The sequence below is a fragment of the Xylanibacter ruminicola 23 genome (assembly GCF_000025925.1).
Lineage (GTDB): Bacteria > Bacteroidota > Bacteroidia > Bacteroidales > Bacteroidaceae > Prevotella > Prevotella ruminicola.
Window position 1 is genome coordinate 277,002 of the sequence record NC_014033.1, and the last position, 25,898, is coordinate 302,899.

At 48.8% G+C, this 25,898-nt stretch carries 25 protein-coding genes; 13 read left to right on the forward strand and 12 right to left on the reverse strand.

All coding sequences use genetic code 11. From position 1 onward, the window contains the following. Positions 1-8: 8 nt before the first annotated feature. The 5 genes from PRU_RS01165 to PRU_RS01185 form a co-directional block, all read right to left on the reverse strand. Positions 9-1,598 carry a peptide chain release factor 3 gene (locus PRU_RS01165; protein WP_013063967.1) on the reverse strand — a complete coding sequence of 530 codons (1,590 nt, stop codon included), beginning with the start codon at positions 1,596-1,598 and terminating at the stop codon, positions 9-11. 54 nt (positions 1,599-1,652) lie between these two features. After that, a complete protein-coding gene (locus PRU_RS01170) occupies positions 1,653-2,039 on the reverse strand; it encodes a GxxExxY protein (RefSeq protein ID WP_033149385.1) in 387 nt (128 codons plus the stop codon). A 31-nt stretch (positions 2,040-2,070) separates the two neighbouring features. Next, positions 2,071-2,928 carry a dTDP-4-dehydrorhamnose reductase gene (gene rfbD / locus PRU_RS01175; RefSeq protein ID WP_013063708.1) on the reverse strand — a complete coding sequence of 286 codons (858 nt, stop codon included), beginning with the start codon at positions 2,926-2,928 and terminating at the stop codon, positions 2,071-2,073. Between the two features lie 118 nt (positions 2,929-3,046). Then, the gene (locus PRU_RS01180; protein ID WP_013064904.1) at positions 3,047-3,592 is read right to left on the reverse strand and encodes a DUF4924 family protein; all 546 of its coding nucleotides are present in this window, start codon (positions 3,590-3,592) and stop codon (positions 3,047-3,049) included. 8 nt (positions 3,593-3,600) lie between these two features. Then, on the reverse strand, positions 3,601-4,266 hold the full coding sequence (locus PRU_RS01185; RefSeq protein ID WP_013065506.1) for a LysE family translocator: 666 nt from the start codon (positions 4,264-4,266) through the stop codon (positions 3,601-3,603). A gap of 172 nt (positions 4,267-4,438) precedes the next feature. Between PRU_RS01185 and PRU_RS01190 the strand changes: the two genes are divergently transcribed. Next, entirely contained in the window at positions 4,439-5,422 is a 984-nt protein-coding gene (locus PRU_RS01190) for an ROK family protein (protein WP_013063478.1), read from the forward strand. A 174-nt stretch (positions 5,423-5,596) separates the two neighbouring features. Further along, a complete protein-coding gene (locus PRU_RS01195; RefSeq protein ID WP_013063701.1) occupies positions 5,597-7,138 on the forward strand; it encodes a RapZ C-terminal domain-containing protein in 1,542 nt (513 codons plus the stop codon). A gap of 178 nt (positions 7,139-7,316) precedes the next feature. Here PRU_RS01195 and PRU_RS01200 read toward each other — a convergent pair whose 3' ends face one another. The 5 genes from PRU_RS01200 to nusB are packed head-to-tail and all read right to left on the reverse strand — an operon-like array spanning position 7,317 to position 10,567. Next, a complete protein-coding gene (locus PRU_RS01200; protein WP_013064694.1) occupies positions 7,317-7,733 on the reverse strand; it encodes a DUF5606 family protein in 417 nt (138 codons plus the stop codon). Beyond that, a complete protein-coding gene (coaE, locus tag PRU_RS01205; RefSeq protein WP_013065026.1) occupies positions 7,715-8,281 on the reverse strand; it encodes a dephospho-CoA kinase in 567 nt (188 codons plus the stop codon). The genes PRU_RS01200 and coaE overlap by 19 nt, the downstream gene beginning before the upstream one ends. Continuing rightward, on the reverse strand, positions 8,278-9,267 hold the full coding sequence (locus PRU_RS01210) for a YbbR-like domain-containing protein (protein WP_013063095.1): 990 nt from the start codon (positions 9,265-9,267) through the stop codon (positions 8,278-8,280). Before PRU_RS01210 ends, coaE begins: the two co-directional genes overlap by 4 nt. Beyond that, the gene (gene yajC, locus PRU_RS01215) at positions 9,268-9,588 is read right to left on the reverse strand and encodes a preprotein translocase subunit YajC (protein WP_013063470.1); all 321 of its coding nucleotides are present in this window, start codon (positions 9,586-9,588) and stop codon (positions 9,268-9,270) included. Beyond that, positions 9,581-10,567: a transcription antitermination factor NusB gene (gene nusB / locus PRU_RS01220; protein WP_049769049.1), complete on the reverse strand. Its 987-nt coding sequence runs from the start codon at positions 10,565-10,567 to the stop codon at positions 9,581-9,583. Before nusB ends, yajC begins: the two co-directional genes overlap by 8 nt. Positions 10,568-10,818: 251 nt before the next feature. Here nusB and PRU_RS01225 point away from each other — a divergent pair, with 251 nt between their 5' ends. The 10 genes from PRU_RS01225 to PRU_RS01270 all read left to right on the forward strand — a co-directional run bounded on the left by PRU_RS01225 (position 10,819) and on the right by PRU_RS01270 (position 23,074). Next, a complete protein-coding gene (locus tag PRU_RS01225) occupies positions 10,819-11,415 on the forward strand; it encodes a 50S ribosomal protein L25/general stress protein Ctc (protein WP_013065726.1) in 597 nt (198 codons plus the stop codon). A gap of 20 nt (positions 11,416-11,435) precedes the next feature. Then, the gene (gene pth, locus PRU_RS01230) at positions 11,436-12,008 is read left to right on the forward strand and encodes an aminoacyl-tRNA hydrolase (protein ID WP_013063468.1); all 573 of its coding nucleotides are present in this window, start codon (positions 11,436-11,438) and stop codon (positions 12,006-12,008) included. Positions 12,009-12,011: 3 nt separating this feature from the next. Further along, positions 12,012-12,392 (forward strand): RNA-binding S4 domain-containing protein, encoded by a 381-nt coding sequence (locus PRU_RS01235; RefSeq protein WP_013063238.1) that lies wholly within the window; start codon positions 12,012-12,014, stop codon positions 12,390-12,392. Between the two features lie 14 nt (positions 12,393-12,406). After that, a complete protein-coding gene (locus PRU_RS01240) occupies positions 12,407-13,399 on the forward strand; it encodes a calcium/sodium antiporter (RefSeq protein ID WP_013063960.1) in 993 nt (330 codons plus the stop codon). Positions 13,400-13,445: 46 nt separating this feature from the next. Further along, the gene (locus PRU_RS01245; protein ID WP_013064422.1) at positions 13,446-14,141 is read left to right on the forward strand and encodes a queuosine precursor transporter; all 696 of its coding nucleotides are present in this window, start codon (positions 13,446-13,448) and stop codon (positions 14,139-14,141) included. Positions 14,142-14,219: 78 nt separating this feature from the next. After that, on the forward strand, positions 14,220-14,681 hold the full coding sequence (gene queF / locus PRU_RS01250) for a preQ(1) synthase (protein ID WP_013065205.1): 462 nt from the start codon (positions 14,220-14,222) through the stop codon (positions 14,679-14,681). A gap of 700 nt (positions 14,682-15,381) precedes the next feature. Continuing rightward, the gene (locus PRU_RS01255) at positions 15,382-17,163 is read left to right on the forward strand and encodes an oxaloacetate decarboxylase (protein WP_013063508.1); all 1,782 of its coding nucleotides are present in this window, start codon (positions 15,382-15,384) and stop codon (positions 17,161-17,163) included. A gap of 159 nt (positions 17,164-17,322) precedes the next feature. Further along, positions 17,323-17,862: an HD domain-containing protein gene (locus PRU_RS01260; RefSeq protein WP_041385505.1), complete on the forward strand. Its 540-nt coding sequence runs from the start codon at positions 17,323-17,325 to the stop codon at positions 17,860-17,862. A 121-nt stretch (positions 17,863-17,983) separates the two neighbouring features. Next, complete coding sequence (locus PRU_RS01265; protein ID WP_373314248.1) at positions 17,984-20,797, forward strand: putative LPS assembly protein LptD; 2,814 nt, start codon at positions 17,984-17,986, stop codon at positions 20,795-20,797. Positions 20,798-20,809: 12 nt separating this feature from the next. Further along, positions 20,810-23,074, forward strand: a complete 2,265-nt coding sequence (locus PRU_RS01270; protein WP_013063506.1) for a cation:proton antiporter — start codon at positions 20,810-20,812, stop codon at positions 23,072-23,074. Between the two features lie 45 nt (positions 23,075-23,119). On the opposite strand, the gene pepT is transcribed toward PRU_RS01270, so the two are convergent. Together pepT and PRU_RS01280 are read right to left on the reverse strand one after the other, a co-directional pair. Continuing rightward, positions 23,120-24,343 carry a peptidase T gene (gene pepT / locus PRU_RS01275; protein ID WP_013065617.1) on the reverse strand — a complete coding sequence of 408 codons (1,224 nt, stop codon included), beginning with the start codon at positions 24,341-24,343 and terminating at the stop codon, positions 23,120-23,122. 82 nt (positions 24,344-24,425) lie between these two features. Then, positions 24,426-25,454, reverse strand: a complete 1,029-nt coding sequence (locus PRU_RS01280) for an acyltransferase family protein (RefSeq protein ID WP_013064729.1) — start codon at positions 25,452-25,454, stop codon at positions 24,426-24,428. 111 nt (positions 25,455-25,565) lie between these two features. On the opposite strand from PRU_RS01280, the gene PRU_RS01285 reads away from it, so the two are divergent. Continuing rightward, positions 25,566-25,838 carry a D-Ala-D-Ala carboxypeptidase family metallohydrolase gene (locus PRU_RS01285; protein WP_041385506.1) on the forward strand — a complete coding sequence of 91 codons (273 nt, stop codon included), beginning with the start codon at positions 25,566-25,568 and terminating at the stop codon, positions 25,836-25,838. The last annotated feature ends 60 nt before the right edge of the window (positions 25,839-25,898 follow it).

The following is a 25,898-nucleotide window of genomic DNA, read 5'->3' on the forward strand; positions in this document are numbered from 1 at the left end:
CCTATCATTTAGAATTCTGATGTAAAGTGGAACTTGATGTTTTCGAAGTCCTGCTGGGCCATGCTCAGCACGTAGCCGCTATCGGCCAGGAACACGTCGCGGCCGTCCTTATCCTTAGCCATGTACTGGTACTTACGCTTCTTAAAGTTCTCCAACTCCTGTGGATCGTCGCTCTCAATCCAGCAGGCCTTATACAGATGTACGGGCTCCCAACGGCACTTGGCGTTGTACTCGTTCTCCAGACGATACTGGATAACTTCGAACTGCAGCTGTCCTACGGTTCCGATAATTTTTCTATTATTAAACTGGTTTACGAACAACTGTGCCACACCCTCGTCCATCAGCTGGTCGATACCCTTCTGCAGCTGCTTGGCCTTCATGGGGTCGTCGTTCTCGATATACTTAAACAACTCGGGCGAGAACGATGGCAGTCCGCGGAAGTGCAGTTTCTCGCCCTCGGTCAGTGTGTCGCCAATCTTAAACATACCGCCTGTATCGGGCAGACCTACGATATCGCCTGGCCAAGCCTCGTCGATGGTGCTCTTACGCTGCGCCATAAACTGTGTGGGGCTTGAGAAACGCATCGTTTTACCCTGGCGCACGTGCAGGTAAGGCTGGTTGCGCTGGAACTTACCAGAGCATACCTTACAGAATGCGATACACGAGCGGTGGTTGGGGTCGATATTAGCGGTAATCTTAAAGATAAATCCTGTAAACTTGGGCTCCTCGGGCTGTACATCGCGCTCCTCGGCCTTGGTGGGGCGGGGCGATGGTGCAATCTCAACAAAGCAGTTAAGCAGCTCCTGCACACCAAAGTTGTTCAGGGCCGATCCGAAGAATACGGGGGCCACTTCGGCCTCGCGATAGGTCTCTACATCGAACTCGGGGTAAACACCATCCACCAGCTCCAGGTCCTCGCGCAGCTTGGCGGCGTTCTCCTCGCCTACACGCTGGTCGAGCTCCTCGCTGTCGATGTCAACCTCTACCTTATCTGTTACACGCTGCTTGTCGGGAGTAAACAGGTCGAGCTTCTGTTCGTAGATATTGTAAACGCCCTTGAACTTGGCACCCTGATTGATAGGCCAAGACAGTGGGCGAACCTTGATTTCGAGTTCCTGCTCCAGTTCGTCGAGCAAGTCGAAGGGATCGCGACCTTCGCGGTCCATCTTATTGATAAAGATGATAACGGGTGTTTTGCGCATGCGGCACACCGTCATCAGTTTGCGGGTCTGAGTCTCAACACCTTTGGCACCATCCACTACGATAATGGCTGAATCTACAGCGGTGAGTGTGCGGAAGGTATCCTCAGCAAAGTCCTGGTGACCTGGGGTGTCCAGAATGTTCACCTTGTATTCGATGTCCTTGCCATCGGGGGTGTAATCGAACTCCATCACAGAGGTCGATACAGAGATACCACGCTGCTTCTCGATATCCATCCAGTCGCTGGTGGCAGTTTTCTTAATCTTGTTGCTTTTTACAGCTCCAGCCACCTGTATCTGTCCACCGAACAGCAGAAACTTCTCTGTCAGTGTAGTCTTACCCGCGTCCGGGTGCGAAATGATGGCAAATGTACGTCTTCTTTCTATTTCCTGATTCATATATTCTTTTTTTTAGGCACGGATTAACACGGCTCTTTTTAAAAGAGACGCGGCTTATTCTTCGTCCGTTTGCCCTTCTTTTGTTAATATCTTACGTCTAACTTTCACTGAGCGACCAAAATTGATCAATAGTCCCAACTCCATATGGGTGGCTGCCAAGTAGTTTATTAGCTGCCATTCATGCTCTGGTCGTAAATCAGTTACAGCCTTTAATTCTATAATAATCTTATCTTCAACTACCATGTCGGCAACATAGTGCCCAACTTTATCGCCTTTATAGTAAACATCTAATGGTTTTTGACATTCACACTTCAGGCCCATTCTACTAAGCTCTTTATACAAAGCGTTACCATACACGGCCTCGAGGAAACCAAATTTTAACTCATCATGTACAAGATGAGCTGCATGTACAATTTTCTTTGATAAATCTTCGTATAACATAGCCGTGTCCTTTTTTTAAAAAAAAGCCGTGTTAATCCGTGCCTAAAAGAGCGATGCACTCGGCGAGGCTTTCTTCCCAGTAGGGGATTTCGATGTTGTAGGTCTGCTTTATTTTTGTTTTGTCTAATACGCTGTAGTGCGGACGGGCGGCGGGAGTAGGGTACTCGCTGGTGTGCAGAGGGCGCACATGGCAAGTGTTGATACCGGCAATGCGGTGGATGGCCTTGGTAAAGTCGTACCACGAGATAACACCCTCGTTGCTGAAGTGATAAATGCCTGGCACGATGCCCTGATTGATGGCGGCAAAGATGGCCACAGCCAGGTCGCGTGCATAAGTAGGTGTACCTATCTGGTCGAAGATAACACCCAGCTCGGGCTTCTCCTTACCCAAACGAATCATCGTCTTTACAAAGTTATTGCCGAATGTAGAGTACAGCCATGCCGTGCGGATAATCATCGAGCGCTTGCAACCATTGGTTACCTCCTGCTCGCCTTCCAGCTTGGTGCGACCGTAAGTGCTGTTAGGACATACACTTTCGTCCTCGGTATAAGGGCGGTGATTGGTACCGTCGAACACATAGTCGGTAGAAATCTGAATCATCCATCCACCACGCTTCTCGATGGCTTTGGCCAGCAATCCTGGGGCGGTGGCGTTCAGCTTGTGGCACAGCTCCTGGTTCTCCTCAGCCTTGTCCACGGCTGTGTAGGCGGCGCAGTTCACAATACCGTCAATCTCGTTGTCAGTTACAAATCGGTTGATGGCTTCCTCGTCGGTAATATCCAGCTCAGCCACATCCGTATTAAAATAGGTATGCTGCTGGTTTTCCTTTTCCAGCAGCTGCATCTCGTTTCCAAGTTGGCCGTTACATCCGGTTATCAATATCCTCATGACGCTCTATTTTTTTCTTGGCACGGATTTACGCGGCTCTCTTTTAGAGAAACACTGCTTTTTTTGCGCAGCCAGCCGTGTCTTTTTATTAAAAGCCGTGTAAATCCGTGCCTAATAATTATTCAAATTTCAATCCTTCTTCTTTGTCCTTTTTATAATAATCTGAGAGCATGCCGATAAAAGTTGTTATCTCCTTTACGGCATGTGCTGTGTCGGGCGAAATGTCCTTCTTCTGCAGGCGCAGCAACATCACACCGTACAGCGAGTTAAAACATGTCTCAATCTCGTTCTCCTCCTTGTTGGCACCACGGTTGCGCAGCTCTACGATAAAGGGCAGCACTTTGTAGTAAGCCGTGTTGTAAAAGGGAAATTTGCTGCTCTGCAACAGCTGCTGGTGCAGCTCAATCAGCATCTGCATGGTAACCTTGTTAATCTGCAGGTGTCCCTGCTCGCGGCATCCCTCCTGATTCATCATGCGTATCAGGTTGCCAAACCAGTCGGTCTCTTCCTCCTTCTGTTCGTCGTTATAGTCGAAGCGCTCAATATACTCGCGCTTGATGCGTTGCAGCGAGCAGTCGAATGCTCGCACCGTGTCTTCCATCTGCCACATATACAGCAGATACTCGGCAATGTTGGTTTTTCTAAGTTCGTTTGCTATAAACATATTTTATGCTAAAAAAATCTTACCAGGTTGGTGGTTAGTCCAAGCAGCATAATGATACTGCCCACGATTACTGCCACGCCAATTACTTTGTTGATGATCTTGATACCGTTAGTATCAAACTTAGTGCGTATCTGATCTACCAGCCATGTCAGTCCCCACCACCACAGCAGCGCGCCTGCTACAATGCTGGCAAAACCCACAATCATCTCGAACGGATGGTTGGGCAGCACAAACGCAAACTGGGCATACATGGCCAGGAACAGGAAGATGATGAGCGGATTAGAGAATGTAACCAGAAAGGCCGTCCACGTGTTGTACCACAGTGTGCCCTGCTGCTTACCGCTCTGGTGCATTTTCTGCGTGGGGTCGGTATGGTAGGTGTACCATCCGAAACACAGCAGCAATATGCTACCCCCTATCTGCAGATAGAATCTGTTCTGATCGTTGGTGATAAAATCCATCACAAACGACATTCCGAAGCCAGCAAATGCCGCATAGATAATGTCGCTCACAGCGGCACCTATGCCAGTGGCAAAGCCGAACCATCGGCCCTTGTTCAGTGTGCGCTGTACGCACAGAATACCTACCGGTCCCATCGGTGCGCTGGCAATCACACCGATCAACATCCCCTTGAAGATGAAGTCTAATATATTTATTGGTATATGAATTGGCATAACGGGTGCAAAGTTACGAAAAAATTTCCGCTTACGGCTGATTTTAGTCATTCTTTTATAAAATAATGGTTAATTTCCGTAAAAAGTCAAGTGTTATGCCGAATTTTTTAGTAATTTTGTGCCTTGAAATCAAAATACGATATTAATATAGACTAATAAACTTATTATAATTATGAACGAACAGAACGCAGAAATTAAGCCTTACGTTATTGGCTTAGACTTAGGAGGTACCAATTCGGTATTTGGTATTGTTGATGCCCGTGGCGATATCAAGGCCACCACAGCCATCAAAACTGGTGGTTACAGTAATGTAGATGATTACGTAGCCGCATCGGTCGAGGCTTTGCAGCCTATCATCGAGCAGGTTGGCGGTATCGAGAAAATCAAGGCCATGGGTATTGGTGCTCCTAACGGCAACTATTATAACGGCACAATCGAGTTTGCTCCTAATCTGCCTTGGGCCCACAATGGTGTAGTGCCCCTGGCTAAGCTGTTCAGCGATGCATTAGGCATTCCCGTAGCCCTTACCAACGATGCTAATGCCGCTGCTATCGGCGAGATGGTTTACGGTGTGGCTCGTGGCATGAAGAACTTCATCGTTATCACTCTTGGTACCGGTGTAGGTTCGGGTATTGTTGTTAACGGTCAGTTGCTTTACGGTCACGATGGTTTTGCTGGCGAGCTGGGTCACGTAACAATGGTTCGTGGCGAGGAAGGTCGCGCTTGCGGATGCGGTCGTACAGGCTGCTTGGAGTGCTACTGCTCGGCTACTGGTGTGGCTCGTACTGCTCGCGAGATGCTGGCAAAAACCGATCGTCCATCACTGCTGCGCGACATGAACCCCGAGGATATCACATCGCTCGATGTATCAATCGCTGCTGGTAAGGGCGACGAGCTGGCTAAGGATATCTACGAGTTTACTGGTAAGATGCTTGGCGAGGCTTGTGCCGATTTCGCTGCCTTCTCATCACCCGAGGCATTCATCTTCTTTGGTGGTATGGTTAAGGCCGGCGAGCTGATTATGAAACCTATCCGCGAGGCTTACGATGCCCACGTTCTTAAGATCTTCAAGAACAAGGCCAAGTTCCTCGTTTCAGGTCTCGATGGCGCAAGTGCAGCCGTTCTCGGTGCCTCAGCCATCGGTTGGGAAGTATAAAAAATCACAGGTTAATATTATTGGTAAGAGGGGCTCGCCGCGTGATGCTGCGAACCCCTCGTTTTTTGTTGATATTTTTCGGACCTTTTTGTGCCCTTCTTGAAGGTACTCCCGCTCGAAAAAATACAAATAAATTTGTTTTTTTGCTCGCTTATTCGTATCTTTGCAGGCATTATGGAGAAACTTATTGAATTATATACCCAATGGAGGGGAGCTGAGCCGGCTAATGTTCAGCAGATCCCCGGGGGCGGTAGTAACCGCACTTACTTCCGTTTGACCGACAAGCAGGGACAGAGTGTGATAGGCGTGATAGGCACCAGTCGCGACGAGGACCATGCGTTTATCTATCTTACCAAGCATTTTTCGCGATTGCAGATGCCGGTGCCAAAGATTCTGGCTGCCAGCGACGACCAGCTGCGATACCTGCAAACCGACTTGGGTAGCATGTCGCTTTTCGACGCCATCCGTGGTGGTCGCGAAGCGGGCGGACGTTATACCCTGAAAGAGCAGGAACTGCTGCGCCGCACCATACGCGAACTGCCTAAAATGCAGATGCAGGGGGCTCGCGATCTGGATTTCGAGAACTGCTACCCACAGGCGGAGTTTGACGTGGATAGCGTGCTGTTCGACCTGAACTACTTTAAGTACTGTTTCCTGAAGGCTACGGAGATTGATTTCCACGAGTTGAAGCTGGAGGCCGACTTCCGACTGATGGCGAAGGATCTGACTTCGGAACAGAGCGATTCGTTTCTGTATCGCGACTTCCAGGCTCGCAACGTGATGTTAGACCACGATGGCAATCCTTGGTTTATTGATTACCAAGGCGGCCGAAAAGGTCCGTTTTATTACGATGTGGCTTCGTTCTTGTGGCAGGCCTCGGCTAAGTATCCACACAAGCTGCGCCGTGAACTGGTGTACGAGTACTACAACTCGCTGAAGAATTACATCGAGGTGCCCACGGTGCGCCACTTTGTAAATCGTCTGTCGCTGTTTGTGCTGTTCCGTACCTTGCAGGTGCTGGGCGCTTACGGATTCCGCGGCTATTTTGAGCAGAAAAAGCATTTTATTGAGAGCATTCCACCTGCCATACAGAACCTTCGCGAGTTGTTGGCAAGCAGCACGCCTTGGCATTATCCATACTTGATGGAGATTCTGCAGAAGCTGACAGAGCTGCCACAGTTCCAGCAGATTGAGACGGTGGCCAGTCGTGCCGATGGTTATAAGACGACCGATTTGAACCCTTATAAGGCCCATCCACAGGACGGACCGGCTACGTTCTCGAAGTACGATGCGCAGGGACCGCTGGTGGTTAAGGTGTTCAGCTTCTCGTATCGCAACGGCATACCTGAGGACGAGAGCGGTAACGGTGGTGGCTATGTATTCGACTGCCGTAGCACGCACAACCCCGGCCGTTATGAGCCTTACAAAAAGCTGACGGGACTGGATGAACCGGTAATACGATTCCTGGAGGATGATGGTGAGATACTAACGTTCCTGGATTCGGTTTATAAGTTGGCCGATGCGCATGTGCGCCGCTACATTCAGCGTGGCTTTACCAGTCTGATGTTCTCGTTCGGATGTACAGGTGGTCAGCACCGTTCGGTTTATTCGGCTCAGCACTTAGCCGAGCATATCCACGAAAAGTTTGGTATCGAGGTTCGCGTAGAACATCGCGAACAGAAAATCAAACAAACCTTCGAAGCAAAGAAGATTTAGGCACGGATTCTTGGACGAGCCAAGCGGCAAAGCCGAGCGACACGGATTACACGGATTTTTTTTAGGCACGGATTTACGCGGCTTTTTTTATAAAAAAGGACACGGCTTTAGCATTGCAACTATAGCCGTGTCTTTAATTTATTAAAGCCGTGTTAATCCGTGCCTAAAAGAAAATAAATTACTCAGCGCTCTCGGGCTCGGCGTCTTTAAAATCGGTGATACCGGCCTCGATAAGGATGTTGTACCAAGTGATGAGCTTCTTGATGTGGCTATCCTTTACACGATCCTGATCCCACTCGGGCAGTACCTTTGTAAAGTACTCGCGCAGCTCGGCGCTCGAAGCCTTCTTCTCGTTGATGCTGGCACGCTTACCGTTCTCCAGCTTCTTCAGGTTGTCGAGAACATCTGTCAGGGGCACATCATCAGTCTCGGTAAACATGGCGATATCGCCAAGTGATGTGATGCGATCGGTTGCGAAGGCAGGCATGCGCTTGTGAGTAGCATCCAGAGCCTCTACAATCAGATTGTTGTTACCACGGGTAACAAGCTTGTATAAACCGGGCTTGCCGGCAATTGCTAAAATGGTTTGTTGCATTGTTTTATTATTTTATTAATTTGATTATCTATATCAGCTTCTCCATCGTTAATCAGCACAAAGTCGGCCTTACGTATCACCTCCTGCTGTGGCAGTTGGCGGTTCATCCATTGCAGCGCCTGTTCGCGACTGATACCGTCGCGCTCCATCACGCGCTGCAGACGAATCTCCTTGGGGGCTATCACCACTATCACCTTATCTACCAGAACATTGGCTCCGCTCTCGAACAGGATGGCACTCTCCATGTAGTCCAACCCGCTTTGGCGGAAAGCCTCGAACACGGCAGGGTGTACGATGGCGTCGATGGCCTTGGCATTGCTGGGCGATGCCAGTAGGAATTTGGCTACAGCAGCCTTATTCAGTATGCCTTCGGGAGTATAGGTTTCGGGACCAATCAGCGCTGTAAGTTGCTGGCGCAGCTCAGGCGAGTTACGCATCAGGCGTTTGGCCTCGCTGTCGCAGTCGAAAACTTCGATGCCCAGCTCTTTCAGCACACGGCACACGTAGCTTTTACCACTACCAATGCCGCCCGTAATACCTACTTTCATTCTTCGTCGGATTCGATCAGATAGTCAACCATGCTGGTTTCCAAACGTGCTCTGGAAATGCCGCGTGGTACGCTCTTAAGATAAATGTGGCATTTTTCCTGCGGGTGGTCCTTAATCTCGTTGTAGTCGGCCACTACGTAGAAGTCGGTTGGCTTAAGATTTCGGTACACACTAACACCCGTTACGAATGTTACGTTTACGCGCGATGGGAATGTGCGGATAGATTTGCCCTTAGGCAGATTGATGGCCTTGATGGGTACACCCTCGATGCTCTCCTCGGTAAGTACGTCGGTGCAGAAGGTTACACGCACATGGTCGGGTATCATCTTTACGCCCTTAATCTTGGCCAGTTCGCAGTTAGCACGCAGCGTATCGCGGAAGTTGGCGTAGTTAAGCTGCTCGGTGTAAACCACGTTGATGCTATCCAGCTTTTCGGGCGAAGCGTAGATGGTAACGCTATCGGGACTGTAAGCCACACGCGAAATAAAGAACAGCTCCTCGGGAATTACACGTCCGCTCCAGCGTACGGGCACCGTTTTCTTGTCGCCGTAGTTGTAATAGAACTCCAGCTTCTCGGGTTTCATGGCCGTGATGCGCGATCCGTTGGCCAGCTGCTGGTAAACCAGCTTCTGCAGCTCCTGCTGTGTAATCACACCAGTACCGTTGCCGTGCGAGTAGTTCTTAAAGTTCACATTTACCTTACGCAGTATGTCGCCATACATATAAGTAAGGAGTGTGATGCCCTTGTCGCGGATGGTTACGCGCACCGTGTCGGTCTCGTCGCTGGTAAGCACGGCATTCTTCGGAATACCTACTACCGACACGGGGATGGCAAACTCGCGCTCGTACACCTCGTTAAGTGTGGTTTGCAGCCAGAAGATGCCCGAAAGTGCCAGGAAGAACACAAAAATCAGCAGCTCCTTATTAGTTTTGCTAAAAAGGAGCTTGTGCAGAAATCGTGCAATGCTTCCCAGATAATTCTTCATTTACTTGCTCTGCAGAGTGCTTGCCATATCTTTGTAAACCGATGTCTTCTCGACGGTAACAACCACGTCGCGAGCAATCTTGATGTCGACTGTGTTCTTAGCCAGGTCGATGCTCTTAACTGTGCCGTGGATACCACCACCGGTAACTACCTCGGTACCTTCCGTAAGTTCGTTCTGGAACTTCTGGATTTCCTTCTGTTTCTTCTGCTGTGGGCGGATCATGAAGAACCACATGATGGCGAATACAGCCACCATCATGATAATCATGCTCATACCGCTACCGTTCTGTGCTGCCTGTGCAGCGAGTACAAAATTAGTCATGTTTCTTTGTTATAATTTGTTTTTTGGGTTTATATTCTCTCTCCTTCTTAGGTTCGATGAACTTAGCCAGGCGGCCGCTCTCAACCAGGTTGCGGGCGATACCATCCAGCATACCGTTGATGTAGCCGGCACTCTTTGGGGTAGAGTAGAACTTGGCAATCTCAACATACTCGTTGATGGTTACGCTGATGGGCACGTTGGGCAGGGTCATCATCTCGGCGATGGCAATCTGCATCAGGATGATATCCATGTAAGCCAGACGTGAGAAATCCCAGTTACGCGAAGCCTCGCTCATGTAGCGCTGGTACTCGTCGGCATTCATGATAGCTGCACGGAACACCTTGCGCGCAAAGTCCTTCTCCTCCTCGCTGTCCCACTCGGGCAACAAATCCTGCTTGGGGCCGTTAGCCTCGTCGAAACGCTTGATGGTCTTCAGTACAAATGTATCAACGATGGTCTTGTCGTCGTTCCAGTACAGGCTCTGGTCCTCCAGGATAGCGTCGAGCTCGTCGTTGTCCTGAATCAGGGTGCGATATATCTTGCGCCAGAATTCGCGGTCCACATCGTAGTTATCCTCGGGGTTATTCATGTAATCCTGATAAACCTCGCTCTGCTCAATCTTCTCGAGCAGCGATGCTACAAATGCGGCATTCTCGTCCCAACCGCTCTTCTGGGTGCTGACAAAGTCGTTAAGCTGCTTATTCTCGGCCAACTGAATGGCAAAACGGTTCAATACAAAACGCTGCGATGGCTCGGGTGTGCCTTCACGCTTGGCACGCTGTACCATCACCTCCATACGGCGGCTTGCTTCTTTATTTACGGCCACCATCAGGGCCAGCATGTAGTTGTAGAGGTCATAAGCTTTCGAGAGACTGAAAAATAACTCTTTTTCAGCCGTGTCGATGTTCTTGTTACCGTTTTGATAGTAGGCGTAGGTTAACTGAACAATCTTAATTCTGATAATTTCTCTGTTAATCATCTCACTTGATGTTTTTTATTATTATACCTATTATATATATAAACTTTTCGTTTAAATCGGCTGCAAAATTAGTAAAAAAGGTCGGAATAAGCAAGAAAAATACAGAAAATTGAGGTTTTTTAGCCAAATATTTGGTTGGTATCAAAAAAAGTAGTACCTTTGCACCGCTTTTTCGGCTTCGTGCCGAGATTCGTGTGATGGCGAATTAAGCAAAACGTAAATTTTTAAACTTAATTTAGAGTAACACATTTATGAAAGAAATTAGCGTAAGTGGCCAGAAGCGTGCCACAACTGGTAAGAAGGCCAGCAAGGAAATGCGTAAGGAGGGTCTTGTACCTTGTAACATGTACGGTGAGGCAAAGGGTGAGAACGGTCTGCCCGTATCACTGTCATTTGCTATTCCTGCTTCACAGCTCCGTCGTGTTGTTTATTCACCCGATGTTTATGTTGTAAACCTGACTATCGATGGTGAGGCTCACAAGGCTGTAATGAAGGAGCTCCAGTTCCACCCAACAACAGATGCTCTGCTGCACGTTGACTTCTATGAGGTAAACGAGGAGAAGCCAATCACAATTGGTATCCCTGTTAAGCTCGTTGGTCACGCTCAGGGTGTACGTGATGGTGGTCGTCTGAGCCAGGCTGTTCGCACACTGAACGTAACAGCTCCTTACAAGCAGATTCCTGAGGTTCTGAATGTAGACGTTACAGAGCTCAAGCTCGGTAAGGCTATCAAGGTAGCTGAGCTGAACTTCGATGGTCTGCAGATCGCTACTCCTGCTCAGGTTGTAGTATGCTCAGTTAAGGCTACACGTGCTTCTCGTTCTGCAGCTGCCCAGGCTGCTGAGTAATTTATCTAATTCGTTTGCGAATGGATAAGTACTTGATTGTTGGACTGGGAAATATCGGCGACGAGTACGAGAACACCCGCCACAATACAGGCTTTATGGTATTGGATGCTTTTGCTAAGGCATCCAATATTCATTTTGATGATAAGCGCTATGGTTTTGTGGCCGAAACATCGCTGAAGGGCCGTAAAGTTATCCTGCTCAAACCATCCACCTACATGAACCTGAGCGGTAACGCCGTTCGTTACTGGTTGAACAAGGAAAATATCGAACAGAGCCGACTGCTGGTTATCAGCGATGATGTGGCGCTCCCGTTGGGTGCTTTTCGTCTGAAGTCCAGTGGCTCGAACGGAGGTCATAATGGTCTCGGACATATTCAGCAGCTCATCGGTCAGAACTATGCCCGTCTGCGTATGGGTATCGGCAATGATTTTCCGCGCGGCATGCAAGTGGATTGGGTGCTCGGCAAGTACGACGAGGAGGATATGAAAACCCTCGCACCAAGCATCGATACTGCTTGCGAAATTATCAAGAGCTTTGTATTGGCTGGTATTGATATTACTATGAACCAGTTTAACAAACTGGGCAAGAAATAGTTTATGGAAGAAGCAAGAATTGACAAGTGGCTTTGGGCATCGCGTATCTTTAAGACCCGCTCTATTGCAGCCGATGCTTGTAAGAACGGTCGCGTTACCATCGGTGGGGTGAACGTAAAACCCTCGCGTATGGTAAAGGTAGGCGAGACTGTAAGCGTGCGCAAACCGCCCATTACCTACTCGTTCCGTATTCTGAAGACTATCGAACAGCGTGTAGGAGCAAAACTCCTGCCCGAAATCTACGAGAATGTGACGGCTCCCGAGCAGTACGAACTGCTGGAGATGACGCGTATCAGTGGTTTCGTTGATCGTGCCCGTGGTACCGGTCGTCCCACCAAGAAGGATCGTCGCAGTCTGGATGCATTTATCAGCGACATGGAATAAAAACCGAGAAAACTATGACATTATTTAACATCGGACTGATCGTCGTAGGTATCATCCTCGTTATCTGGGGAGCCGATCGTATGACGGATGGAGCCTCAAAGCTGGCCCGCGACATGCGTGTGCCCGAAATCGTGATAGGTCTTACCATTGTAGCTGCCGGCACTTCGGCGCCCGAGTTGTTTGTGAGTCTGATGTCGGCCCTGAAGGGTACACCCGATCTGGCCGTAGGTAATGTGATAGGTTCTAACATCTTCAACACCCTGCTCATTGTGGGTTGTTCGGCTGCAGTAGCACCAATCGCTGTGGCACCCAACACGGTTAAGAAGGATATCCCCTTTGCCATAGGTGCTTCGTTGCTGCTCTTTATGCTGTGTGCCGACGATATGGGCTCGGTACACCTGTGGGGTAACGAAATCAGTCGTTCGGATGGTATCATCCTGCTCATCGGCTTTGTGGCCTTTATGGTTTACACCTTCCAGATGGCTGCAAAAGATGGAAAGTTGGATTTCCTTGACGAGGAGCTGGGTGTGGAGCGCGAAAAGCCCAAGAAGGATTATACGCACCTGTGGCGTAACCTGTTCTGGATTGGTCTCGGACTGGGCTGCTTAATCGTGGGCAGTCATATCTTTGTAAACGGTGCTACTTATGTGGCTTATCGTTTCGGTATCCGTCAGAGTGTGGTAGGTCTTACCATCGTGGCTGGCGGTACGTCGCTACCCGAGTTGGCTACCAGCGTGGTGGCTGCTTACAAGGGTCGTTCGGCCATGGCTATCGGAAATGTCATCGGCTCGAATGTGTTTAACATTCTGCTTATTCTCGGCATCACTTCGGTGGTTCACCCCATGCGCATTATGGGTATCACCATCGTCGACCTGATGATGATGCTGATTAGTATTGGACTGATGTGGATATTCGCAATCACCAAGTATTTTGTATCGCGCCGCGAGGGATGGGTACTGATACTTACCTTTATGGGTTACATGGGTTGGTTGCTGTATCTGTTGTAATGGATAACAGGGGTACTTGAACACCCCCTTTAAAAAAACAAGAAATATGGAAAAATTAAAAGACAATCAGAGGATCAGTGTGCTGTTTATGTTTTACGGCATACTGTTTTGCGTGTGCCTGATTACGGCAAACGTATTGGAGACAAAACAGATTTCGTTTGGACCTGCTAACATGACGGCTGGACTCATTGTGTTCCCCGTAAGTTACATCATCAACGATGTGGTTTGCGAGGTGTGGGGATACCGTCGTACGCGTCTGCTCATCTGGCTGGGCTTTGCCATGAACTTTATGTTTGTGGTGTTTGGTGCCATCGCCGACTGGATTCCTGGTGCCTCGTACTGGCATGGCGAGGAGGGATTCCATCAGATCTTCGGATTGGCACCTCGTATCGCCGGTGCATCGTTCCTGGCTTTCCTGGCAGGATCGTTTATGAATGCCTACGTGATGAGTAAGATGAAGTTGAGCTCGAACGGTAAGAATTTCTCGGCCCGTGCCGTGATGAGTACTGTCTGGGGTGAGCTTACCGACTCAATCATCTTCTTCCCCCTGGCGCTGGGTGGTGTTATCCCCTGGGAGGAGATGCCATCGCTGGTTATCACACAGGTAACACTGAAGACGGTTTACGAAATCATTGCACTTCCTGTAACCATCCGTGTGGTAAACTTTACCAAGAAGCACGACCACGAGGATGTGTTCGACAAGGATGTAACGTACAACATCTTCAAGGTCAAGGAACTTTAATGTTTAATGTTTCGCTCGGCTTTGCCGCTTGGCATCGCCAAGAATGTTTAATGTTTAATCTTTAATGTTTAATGTATTATGAACAGAGAAGTAGAAGGTTTGCAGGCACTCGGCAAGAAGACTGAGTACAAGAGCGATTATGCACCCGAGGTGCTTGAGACGTTTATGAACAAGCATCCTGAGAATGATTACTGGGTACAGTTTAACTGTCCTGAGTTTACATCGCTGTGTCCAATCACGGGTCAGCCTGATTTTGCTGAGATCAAGATTATGTATATTCCGGGTGAGAAGATGGTTGAATCTAAGAGTTTGAAGCTCTATCTGTTCAGCTTCCGTAACCATGGTGATTTCCACGAGGATTGTGTGAATGTGATAATGAAGGACTTGGTGCGCCTGATGGATCCCAAGTACATCGAGGTAATCGGTCTTTTCACTCCCCGTGGTGGTATCAGCATTTACCCCTATGCCAACTACGGTCGCCCCGGCACCAAATTCGAAGCCCTCGCCGAACAAAGACTGATGAACCACACGTTTAAGTAGTCCTCGCGTGGGTCGAAAAAGAAAGTAGTCCCAAAAACGTCCTGGCTCGGAGGCCGGATGTCCGATTATCGTAATCATTCGGAGAACTCGCTTCGCTCAAACAGCTCCTCATGTCGATTTGCTTGTCTCGCTCACGCGATACAAGAATCGAAAATGATTCCGATAATAGTACATCCTATAAATACCTCCTCGTGCGGAATGTTTTTGGGATTACTTTCTTTTTCTCTAATTTCTTTGTCCTCGCACTTCTTCGTTGGGATAAAACGTTCGAAAACATTCTTGGCTGTGCCAAGCGCTTCGCGATTACCGCACTTCGCGCTCCATGTTTCCTCACTCACTGCGTTCGTTCGAAAACATTCCGCATGAGGAGGTCTTTAGAGGAATGCAAATTCTTTGAATCAACATTGAGTCTCTGATTGCGGAACGCAATCTGAGCAACGAAATACGAAAAGCTGTTTGAGCGGAGCGAGTTCTTTGAGTGATTTGAAGAATTTGTGTTCCGGCCTCCGAGCTCAGGACGTTTTCGCACCTTTCTTTGTTTCGTTTCTTTCGGTGACGAAAGAAATGAAAATCTTCTGCATACTTAATAAAGAAAAGCCTATGCCACTACTAAAAATTATAAAATTTGTAGGATATTTGCCGCTATGTGCAGAAAAAGTGCTATATTTGCATTCAAATTTCGAAAATAAGCTTATAAAATATGGCAAAAAAGAAGATTCAATTCAGTCTCGTTTACAGAGACATGTGGCAGAGTTCAGGCAAATTCCAGCCTCGTAAAGACCAGCTGGAACGCATTGCGCCCGCCATTATCGATATGGGCTGTTTTGCCCGAGTAGAAACCAATGGTGGTGCCTTTGAGCAGGTGAACCTGATGGCAGGTGAGAATCCTAACCTGGCTGTTCGTGCTTTCTGTAAGCCTTTCAACGAGGTTGGCATTAAGACTCACATGCTGGATCGCGGTCTCAACGCACTCCGTATGTATCCTGTACCCGATGATGTTCGTGCACTGATGTATAAGGTTAAGCACGCTCAGGGTGTAGATATCACTCGTATCTTCTGTGGATTAAACGATACCCGTAATATCATTCCAAGTATCAAGTGGGCCAAGGAGGGTGGCATGACACCTCAGGCTACACTGTGTATCACCACTTCGCCAGTTCACACCGTTGAGTACTATGCTGCTATTGCTGATGAGGTAATCGCTGCTGGTGCCGAGGAGATCTGTTTGAAGGATATGGCTGGTATCGGTCAGCCTGCTATGCTGGGTGCTCTTACCAAGGCTATCAAGACCAAGCACCCCGATATCATCATTCAGTACCACGGTCACTCAGGTCCTGGTTTGTCTATGGCTTCTATCCTCGAGGTTTGTAACAACGGTGCCGATGTAATCGATACTGCTATCGAGCCTCTGTCATGGGGTAAGGTTCACCCAGATATCATCTCGGTTCGTTCTATGCTGAAGAACGAGGGCTTCGAGGTGGCCGATCTGGATATGAACGCCTATATGCAGGCACGTACACTCACTCAGGAGTTTATCGACGACTGGTTGGGTTGCTTCATCAACCCTGCTAACAAGCACATGTCATCACTGTTGCTTGGTTGCGGTCTGCCTGGTGGTATGATGGGATCTATGATGGCCGATCTTGGTCCTATCCAGAAGATGATTAATAAGGAACGCGAGAAGAAGGGTGAGAACGCACTCACTATGGACGATATGCTGGTTAAGCTGTTCAACGAGGTTGAGTACGTATGGCCAAAGGTAGGTTATCCCCCATTGGTAACACCATTCTCTCAGTACACTAAGAATATCGCTCTGATGAACCTCCTCACCATGGAGCAGGGTAAGGGTCGTTACGTGATGATGGACGATGCCATCTGGGGTATGATTCTTGGTAAGAGCGGTAAGGTGCCCGGAACAATCGCTCCCGAGCTGGTTGAGCTGGCCGAGAAGAAGGGACTGAAGTTTACCGATGCCGATCCTCACACCCTGCTGGAGAACTCACTCGACACCTTCCGTAAGGAGATGGACGAGAACGGTTGGGACTACGGACAGGACGACGAGGAGCTGTTCGAGCTGGCTATGCACCCTGAGCAGTACCGTCCATTCAAGAGCGGTCAGGCTAAGAAGCAGCTGCTGGCTGATATCCAGAAGGCTAAGGATGCCAAGCTGGGTGGTGGTCAGAAGATTTCGCAGGAAGAGATCGACGCTATCAAGCATGCTAAGGCCGACGCTGTAAAGGCTCCTCTGGCTGGTCAGCTGTTGTGGGGCTTCGGTGGCGAAGGTGTACTGGCACCATGCGTTGAGCCATTCATCGGTCAGAAGTACAAGGAGGGCGACACCTTCTGTTATCTGCAGACCAAGTGGGGCGAGATTGTATCAATCCCTGCCGCTATGGGTGGTAAGCTGGTTGATATCAGCGTTAAGCCTGGTCAGAACATTCGTCAGGGCGACACCATCGCCTGGATTGAGCGCGAAGCTTAAACTTTAAGATATTAGGCACGGATATGTTTTAGGCACGGATTTACACGGCTTTAATTTTATTAAAGACACGGCTGTAGTGAAAAAGCAGTGTTTCTTATAAAAGAGCCGCGTTAATCCGTGCCAATTTATTATTTCCATCCGTGCCAAATTTTTTTTTCTATGGATTACGAAAAGATTATTGATAAATATTATCCTGAGGATAATGAGCTTAAGCGTTTGCTGATGCATCATTCTCGTCAGGTGGCGGATAGATGCTTGAAGATTGCCAAGCAGCACCCCGAACTACGTCTGGATACCGAGTTTTTGGAAGAGGCAGCCATGCTGCACGATATCGGCATTTTTCGTTGTAATGCCCCCAGTATCCAGTGTGTAGGCACCGAACCTTACATCTGTCATGGTTATTTAGGTGGCGAGATACTGCGCAACGAGGGCTTTTTGCGCCACGCGCTGGTATGCGAACGTCATACCGGTACCGGTCTTACCCGTACACAGATTGAGCGCCAGCAACTGCCATTGCCTCTCGACCGTAGTTACGAGCCTGAGACACTCGAAGAGCAGGTGGTGTGCTATGCCGATAAGTTCTATTCAAAGTCGCATGTAGCCCACGAGCGTTCGGTAGTAGAAACAGCACAGAGTTTGGAGAAATTCGGTGCCGAAGGCGTGCAGAAGTTCCTGAAATGGGTGGATATGTTCGAATAAAGTAAAATTTTTGTGATAATCTCTGTTAATCTATGGCGAAAATCGCAGAATTATTTGTAATTTTGCACCCGTGAAAAGAAAATCGGTATTGATTGTGTTCGCTTTCGTTATCCTTTTGGTGATGGCGGAAGTGCCCATGAAGATGGTTTCCAGAGTTCAGCAAGGCTCTGGTAACAATGATAGTATTCCCACAGATAGCATCGTAAAGGATACCATCAAAGCAGCCTTCGACACCATTAAGGCTACCATCGATACCACTCAGATGGACTCTATTCAGCTCGCCATATATCGTCACAACAAAGCTATCGACGATTCGTTGGCGCAGGATAGTATCAATAAGCGCCGCAAAAATGGTATCGATTCACCAGTAGAGTATTCGGCTGAGGACTCGCTTACATACGAGGCAGCTTCGGGTTTGGCACATCTGTATGGCGACTCGAAGGTGAAGTATCAGAATATGGACCTGCAGAGCGACAAGATTTATATGAGTCTTGACAGCAGTTTGGTACATGCCACAGGTAGTTTCGATTCTACAGCCAACGGACTCAAAGGTACCCCCGTTTTCAAGATGGGTAACGATGAGTACCAGAGCGATACCATGGCCTTTAATTTCAAGACCAAGAAAGGTTTGATTTCGAGCGTATATACGCAGCAGGAAGAAGGCTTCCTTACCAGCGAACTGTCGAAGCGCGGTGCTGATGGCGAGATGTTCCTGCAGCACGGTCGTTATACCACTTGCGACGATCCGCATCCCGATTTCTACCTCGCCATGTCGCGTGCCAAGGTGCGCCCTGGTAAGGATGTGGTGTTCGGTCCTACCTATCTGGTTGTGGCCGATGTGCCTCTGCCATTGGCTATCCCTTACGGATTCTTCCCCTTCACCAAGAGCTACTCAAGCGGACTCATCATGCCTACCTATGGTGATGAGACCGAGCGTGGTTTCTATCTGCGCGATGGTGGTTACTACTTTGCCATCAACGATAAGATGGACCTGAAGCTGATAGGTGAAATCTATACCAAGGGCTCGTGGGGCCTCTCGGCAGCCTCTAACTATCGCAAGCGTTATCGCTACAGCGGTTCGTTCATGGCCAGCTATCAGAACACCATCAACGGCGAGAAGAATATGCCCGACTACACCAAGCAAACCAGTTTTAAGGTAGTGTGGAGCCATCGCCAGGATGCTAAGGCCAACCCTTACTCGCAGCTCTCGGCAAACGTAAACTTTGCCACTAGCAGTTACGAGCGCAATAACCTTACCTCGATGTACAATCCGCAAACGCTCACACAGTCAACACGTACCTCATCAGTATCGTGGAGCACCACATTCTCGAGTATCGGTATGACATTGAGCTCAACCACCAACTTAAACCAGAACATGCGTGATAGTACTATCTCGCTCACACTGCCCGATCTGAATATCTCAATCGCCCGTTTCTATCCCTTCAAGCGCAAAAAGAGGGCAGGCAATGAGCGCTGGTACGAGAAAATCTCGATGCAGTACACGGGTCAGATCAAGAACGAGATAACCACTAAAGAGGATAAACTGCTGCACTCGTCGCTCTCAAAGGACTGGAAGAACGGCATGCAGCACAATATACCTATCAGCGGTAACTTTACCCTGTTCGGCTATCTCAACCTCAACCCTTCGTTCAACTTTACCGACCGTACCTATTTCAGTAAGGTACACAAGGGCTGGGATGCCGCTGCTCAGCGCGAGGTAGTAGATACCCTGAGTGGTTTCTATAACGTTTACAACTGGAACTTCAGTGTTGGCGCCTCTACCAAGCTTTACGGTATGTGGGTGCCCAACCGTAAGATATTCGGCGATAAGATTAATGCTATCCGCCACGTGGTTACCCCAACCGTTAGCTTCAGCTATGCACCTGACTTCAGTGCATCGCGCTATGGCTATTACGACTACTATCAGAAAACCGATGCCGATGGTAAGGTAACCATGGTTGAGTACTCACCCTATCAGATTGGTACCTATGGTGTGCCTGGCAAGGGTAAAACCGGTAGCCTCTCGATGGACCTTTCGCAGAACCTCGAAATGAAGGTTAAGAGCGACGACGACTCTACAGGCTTTAAGAAGATTTCGCTCATCGACGAGTTCCGCATGTCGATGTCGTATAACTTTGCTGCCGATATCCGTCCTTGGAGCGACCTGTCAACCAGTTTGCGACTCAAACTCTCTAAGAACTATACCCTGAACCTCAACGCTGTGTTCGCATCGTATGTTTACGAGGCCGATAGCGTGGGTGCCGTACCACGTGTATCTGAACACAAGACTTATTGGGGTATGGGTAAACTCGGACGATTCCAGGGTATCTCGCAGAACCTTTCTTATACCCTCAGCAACGAGAAGATTGCCAACTTCTTTAAGCGCTTACGTGGCGAGAAAGTGGATAAGAAAGAACGTAAGAACGACGATAACGACGATGACGAGTGGGACGACACCCTCGAGTCGAACGTAGATAAGGATATGGAGAAAGCCAAGCATGGGGCTAATCGTAAAGGTAGCGGTTCGAAAGCCGAGACCGACGAGGATGGCTATATGGCCTTCCAGATGCCTTGGAGCCTGAGTATCGGTTATGGTGTTACCATGCGTGAGGACCAGACCCTCTCAAAGTTCAACTACAACACCATGCGCTATCCTTATAAGTTTAGTCAGAACCTCAATATAAGTGGTAACCTGCGCATCAGCGACGGATGGAACATCTCGTTCTCATCTGGTTACGATTTCGATAATAAGAAGATATCTATGACAACGGCCTCACTTAATCGCGACCTCCATTGCTTCAATATGTCGTGCTCGGTAGTGTTGGCACCATACACTAGTTATAACTTCTCATTCCGCTGTAACGCGTCAACGCTTACCGATGCGCTTAAGTACGACAAGCGCTCAAGTTATTCAAACGCTGTGCAGTGGTACTAAACTTAGTACGCTATGGCAGAATTACCCCCAATGATAGCCGACCTGGCACTCATCCTGATGGTGGCAGGTGTGGTTACGCTCATATTTAAACGCTTAAAGCAGCCCCTTGTGCTGGGCTACATCGTGGCAGGTTTCCTGGTTAGTCCTAACATGACCTATACGCCATCGGCTGTTGATATGGCCAACGTACACCTGTGGGCCGATATCGGTGTGATGTTCCTGCTGTTCTCGTTGGGATTGGATTTCTCGTTCAAGAAGATTCTTAAGATGGGCGCCTCGCCCGTCATATCCGCTATCACCATTATCTTCTGTATGATGATGCTCGGTATCGTGGTGGGCCATGTGTTCGGTTGGGGTAAGATGGACTGCATCTTCCTTGGAGGTATGCTCGCCATGTCGAGTACCACCATTATCTATAAAGCTTTCGACGATCTCGGATTGCGCCAGCAGCAGTTTGCCGGCATGGTTATGAGTGTGCTTATACTCGAGGATATCCTGGCTATTGTCATGATGGTGATGCTGAGTGCCCTGGCCAGCGGTTCTGATATGGGTGGCGGACAGCTTTTGCAGTCGGTCATGCGTATCGGTTTCTTCCTGATACTATGGCTGGTGGTGGGTATCTTTGCCATCCCGCTGTTTTTGCGCCGCGTGCGCCGACTCATCAATAACGAGGTGCTGCTCATCGTAGCCTTAGGCTTGTGTTGTGCCATGGCGGTGTTCTCAACCAAGGTAGGCTTCAGCTCAGCTTTCGGTGCCTTTATCATGGGTAGCATCCTGGCCGAGACCATCGAGGCCGAGCGTATCGAGAAACTCGTCGAGCCTGTTAAGAACCTCTTCGGTGCCGTGTTCTTCGTGTCGGTAGGTATGCTGGTCGATCCAAAGATTCTGGTCGAATATGCCATACCTATTCTCTGCCTGGTACTCACCATTATTGTAGGGCAGAGCGTGTTCGGCACCATCTCGTTTATGTTAGGCGGCCAGTCGCTCAAGTCGGCCATGCGTTGCGGCTTCTCGATGGCGCAGATTGGTGAGTTCTCGTTCATCATCGCCTCGTTAGGTTTGTCGCTGGGCGTTATTGGCGATTTCCTTTACCCCGTGGTGGTAGCCGTATCTGTCATCACTACCTTCTTAACCCCTTATATGATTCGTCTGGCCACGCCAGCCTATAATAACCTTGAGAAGCGTTTGCCTGGTAAGCTTATCAAGTCGCTTAACCAGTTGGCCATGGGCAATACGCATAGTCAGGAGGAGAGCAAGTGGAAACGCCTGCTCACGCAGATGACCATCAACACCATTGTTTACTCCATCCTTTCGTCGGCATCCATTGCCATGATGTTTGCCTTTGTGCTGCCCGTAACCCGCAAAATGCTGCCCGGCTGGGAGCTCCATTGGTATGCCAACGCCATCACCGGTGTGCTCACCGTGGCACTCATCGCACCATTCCTGCGTGCCATGGTCATGAAGAAGAATCACAGCGAGGAGTGGAAAGCCCTGTGGGCCGAGAGCAATCGCAACCGTTTGCCATTGTTGTTCACCATCCTGGTGCGTTTCCTCATTGCAGTCAGCTTTATCTTCTACATCTGCAATTTCCTCAGCCGATTCACCAATGCCTTGATGATTACCATCGGTTTCGTAGTCATCGTGCTCATCATCCTCTCACGCCGTACCAAGCACCGTAGCATTACACTCGAGCGCCTGTTTATCCAGAACCTGCGTTCGCGCGATATCGAGGCCCAGGTGCATGGCAAGAAACGTCCGCTCTACGAGGGCAAGCTGCTCGATCGCGATATCCATATTGCCGATTTCACGGTGCCGTTCAACTCCACTTGGATGGGACAGTCATTGTCTCAGCTCAAGCTGGGTACCAAGTATGGTGTGCATGTTAGTAGTATTCTGCGTGGAGGCCGTCGTATAAACATCCCCGATGGTTATAACATCCTGTTCCCAGGCGATGTACTTCAGGTCATCGGTAGCGACCAGCAGTTCACCGCTTTCCGCGATGCCATCGAGAACGAGGTGCTGGGTATCGATGTAGATGTAGAGATGCGCGAGATGAAGTTGCGCCAACTCATTATCGGTACCGACAGTCCGTTTGTGGGTCAGACCCTCATCGAGAGTCGTATCCGCGATCGCTTTAGCTGTATGGTGGTAGGATTAGAAGAGGGAAAGGAAAGTCTCTCCCCCTATAGTCCAAATCGTAAGTTCCGTGCAGGTGATATCATCTGGGTGGTAGGCGAGCAAGACTCGCTCGACGCCCTCTTTAATATTAAGGATTAAACATCAATCTTTAATGTTTAATGTTTAATGTTTAATGTTTAATGTTTAAAGATTAAAGCCGGCAGTGAGTTCGCAGATTTTAATGATCACCTCTTTTGCTTTTTCCATTGATTGGATACTTACAAACTCGTAAGGTCCATGAAAGTTCACGCCGCCCGCAAAAATGTTAGGGCAGGGCAATCCTTTAAAACTCAGCTGTGCACCATCCGTACCACCACGGATAGGCTTTACTTTCGGAGCCACACCGCAGTCCTGCATGGCGCGCAGCACCAGGTCTATCACGTGCATCTGCGGGTCAATCTTCTCCTTCATATTGTAGTACTGGTCCTTTGTTTCAAGTGTTACAGTACCCTCACCATATTTCTCGTTCATTGCAGCCACCACGCTGGCCAGTGTGCGCTTGCGCTCCTCAAAACGGTCGCGGTCGTGGTCGCGTATAATGTAGTGCATGCTCGCCTTCTCAACACTTCCCTGTACACCCAGCAGGTGATAGAATCCCTGATAACCCTCGGTAGTCTCGGGGCGCTCATCGGCAGGCAGCATCGCAGCCAGTTCCATCGCCAGCAGGTTGGCATTCACCATCTTGTCCTTGGCATAGCCAGGATGCACGCTTACACCTTTTATATATATCTTGGCGCTGGCAGCATTAAAGTTCTCAAACTCCAGTTCGCCCACATCGCCGCCATCCATGGTGTAGCCCCATTCGCAACCGAATTTCTCTACATCAAAGTGGTGCGCGCCCATACCAATCTCCTCGTCAGGGTTAAAGGCCACGCGAATATCGCCGTGCTTTATCTCCTTGTGGTCGCGCAGGTAGCACATCGCCTCTACTATCTCGGCTATGCCTGCCTTGTCGTCGGCACCCAGCAGTGTGGTACCATCCGTCACAATCAGGTCCTCGCCTGTGTGCTGCAGCAGCTCGGGGAATTTGGTGGGACTCATCATAATACCCTCCGAAAGCAGAATATCGCTGCCGTCGTAGTTGCGTACAATGTGTGGCTTGATGTCAGCACCCGAGCAGTCGGGGCTGGTATCGTAGTGCGAAATAAATCCGATGGTAGGAATCTCATCTTTCGTGTTGGCCTTCAGTGTAGCGTAGATGTAACCCTTCTCGTCCATCTCCACATCACTCAGTCCCTCATGTTCCAGTTCTTTCTTCAAGTACTCGGCAAACACCAGTTGTTTCGCCGTACTCGGTACGGTGTCACTATCCTCAGCCGACTGTGTGTCAAACTGGGTATAGTTTATAAATCTTTCTGTAATGTCCATAATTGCCTGCAAAGATAGTGCAAATTGAGTGAAATACCAAAGAAAAACGTTTTTTTCTTTGTATTTGCGAGATACAACCCATTTATGCATTTAATCCGAAGCATCGACGAATCCACCGGTACGGTATACGCTCAATCACCCTACTCATCAGTATGGGTAGGTACAATCCAGCTAGAATGTTCAGCACATAGAATACATATACATACCCGCTGGGACATCCCAGCCTTCGCCATAATATCAACTCCACAAACGCCTGAAATGCAATACCGAACAGATATATAGGGAACACATAATTGCGTATCGACGACAATGCCTGCGGTATTCTGTCTGCTATGATCATGCTGGTGCTAATCATAGCCATCACACCCACCACACTCATCAGCAGCCACCATGGTTCGCCGTGCGGTGTCAACATATACATCGTGCAGTATGCAGCCCAGCAGGTGCACATAGCCAAAGCAGACCGCAGATATCGAAACAGCCTGTACTTGTATGTAATGATGCCCAGAAGAAAAAAAGGCAAGTGCTTGTTAAGCGTAAATGCATAGCACCAGTTGGTGTCTACCCAATCGGTAAAATCTACCAGATAAACTGCGATGGTCGCTGCAACTGCCATTACCTCAGCCTTCACTCCCCTATCAGATATATACCGATAGCATGGGTACAGCGCCATTATCCACACTAGCGACACCAGGTACCACCTGTGAGGCCAAGGCGTAGTGTCATAATCCAGCAGGGCGTATAGCAGTGTATCTATCCCTATCACCTTCGGATGCTTAACCACACCGTTAAACACCGCTTGACTGGCGCATCCCAGTACCGTACAAAACAGCAACGGAACTATCAGTCTTGCCGTCTTATCCTTATACAGCTGAAACGTTCTCCACTCGCTACTCATCCTGGTATAGTATAGCAGCATGCCACTAATAAAGAAGAATGTTGCCATAAAGAACGGCTGAAACACATCGCGTATCCGATGCACAAAAGCATAGTCGTCACCAATTGACGCATCATACAGTCGCACATGGTTCATCACTACAAGTACAATAGCCATGCCCTGCAGTGCCGATATCCAGTTTATCTTAGCCGATGTATGTATACTCTTCGTCATAAATATCTCGCCGCAAAATTAATAAGAAATCCTTAAATGCCAGCATCTTTCCCCGATTATTGGCATTTATTACATAAAAAATCGGAAATGAACTAATGAACTAATGTACCAATGTTGATAGCTGGTTATCGATCACCTCAGCTTAACAGGAAGGTTGGAGGGGCGGCGAACTCGAATCACTTAACGGGGTGCGCGGTGGATATACGTACTTCGGGCTATGAACAAGCGATAGTTTATGCGGCCATCCTGATTAATTATGCCAAAGAGTCGCAGCAGGAGTTTGACGAATTGTTGATAGAACGTAATAGATATGGGGCTGTATGGGTACATTTTGCGGTGCGGCCCAAGGACAATCGGCATAGGGTAAACTTTATCAATGCGTAAGTTTGCAACTTGGTTGCAGAAAATACTGCGTACCTTTGCAGCGCGAAACAATAAAAAGGA